Below are 1,685 nucleotides of genomic sequence, written 5' to 3'. Positions count from 1 at the left end.
CTGGCCGCTCTCGCGCCGGGGCTGACCGCGGCCCTGAGATCGGCCGACGCCCGGTACGTCCTGCTGGACGGGACCCCCGCCGAATGCGACCGCACCGGCTACGGCCGAGCTGACTACTCGGGCAAGCACAGGCGCCACGGGGCCTGGCCGGGCCCACGACCCGACCGCCGCACGCCGACACCGAATCGTCGCGACGTGCGTCCGCCCTGGCATCCCCGTCCTCGCGGACCGCGGCTACCAGGGCGTCGGCGACACCGCCGCCGTTCCCCAACCTGGCGCATCCTCCGCAAAGCCCGCTGCCACCCCACCAGCCTCACGTCAATCACCAAAGCGATCCTCGCCCTGGAAACCCACCACTGAACAAGCTCACTGATGCACTGCCCAACCGGCCCAGGGCGTGTCGGCTAGTTGGTCGTCCGATGTCGCTTGCGACGTCAGCCGATTAGCTGTTCTCATGCAGTCCTGAAGAAAATAAAGTAGAAGCACGTTCGAGATTTCACCGAAAATCTTTCATAATTCCCTTAAGGAAGTGATTCCAATGCGTCGCAATGTCAAGATTACGCTTGTCGGCACCTTGGCCGCATCTGCAATTCTCGGTTTTGGCGGCGCCGCCCTCGCGGCGGAGGGTCCGGGCACTCTGGCTCAGCCTCATTCTACCCAGGCTTCTGCGCAGAAAATTGCAGTCGGTTTCGGAGGAGCGCCGTTGTATGCCGAGAAGGACATGTCTTCTCGGACTGGTGCCATTCTGGGAGCGGGCACCTATGAAGTCACGGGAACTGATGGTGGCGCCTGGTATAAGGTTGCCCAGGGCTGGGTCAATGTCACGTCCGGTCAGGTCGCGGTAATCGGCTAGGCTAAGACTCCGGGCCTCGTCTATGGATTGAGCGGGGCAGGGATCCCTTTCCTGCTTCAGTCTTAATCATCGCTTGTGACGGTCCGGCCCTGATCGCTGCGAGCATCTCCGATGTTATACAGCCCGCCACATGGGCAGAAGATTCCTTAGCGCATCGCGACCGAACGGGAAGGCACATCGTCTCGTGGCTGATGGGCCTATGGAATCTTCGATTTTCCGTAACGGTCCGTCGGTTCGTCTGGCGGGCCGTTTCGCCTTGTTGGTCGGAACGGCAGGCTGATGACCTGACTGCGCCGGGTGGCCCCGGGTTCAGGCTCTGGGGTGGTGTCGTTGCACGGGTGGGAACGTGCTGGTCAGCCGAAGTTCGGTAGCGCTTCGAGCCGTCGCGAGGGCGTCGGAAACACGTCGTTTTCAGGGCCAGTGGTGTGCGAACCTGAGGTGCCGACGGTGGGCGGCGGCGGAGAACATCCCGAAACGGAGGCAAGGGGCTCCTGTGTGTCCCCGACGTTTCCGGGCAGACGCCGTAGGATTTCCCTGAACAGGAAACGAAGAAGTAGGGCACCGTCCGGATAGTGCACAGCGGAGTTTCGGGAAAGCTGTTTAGACGGCACTGAGCTCCTGCCGGCCTGCCGGTTGAGCCGGGCCGTTGGGCCTACGGACAGGTGAGGCCCTGCCAGGTGGGTTTTCGACCAAGAGATCCGTCTCCACCAGGGCTTCGTGTGCCTTTCTACCCGTGAGCGTTTTCAGCGGTGAGTCTCCAGGGTGAGGATGGCTCTGGCGATTGACGTGAGTCTGCTGGGGCTGAGGCGGGCTTTGCGGAGGATGCGCCAGG

At 62.8% G+C, this 1,685-nt stretch carries 1 protein-coding gene and 1 pseudogene; both read left to right on the top strand.

Annotated features, from left to right (window positions below; genetic code table 11):
* Positions 1-360: pseudogene (locus IF89_RS48805) on the top strand (IS5/IS1182 family transposase); the annotation flags it as partial.
* 178 nt (positions 361-538) lie between these two features.
* Positions 539-853, top strand: coding sequence for a hypothetical protein (locus tag IF89_RS46755; RefSeq protein ID WP_158718140.1), 315 nt, complete (start codon positions 539-541; stop codon positions 851-853).
* The last annotated feature ends 832 nt before the right edge of the window (positions 854-1,685 follow it).

The organism is Streptomyces sp. NRRL F-2664 (genome assembly GCF_000719345.1).
In the GTDB taxonomy this organism is placed as follows: domain Bacteria; phylum Actinomycetota; class Actinomycetes; order Streptomycetales; family Streptomycetaceae; genus Streptomyces.
This window is presented reverse-complemented; position numbering and strand designations above follow the sequence as displayed.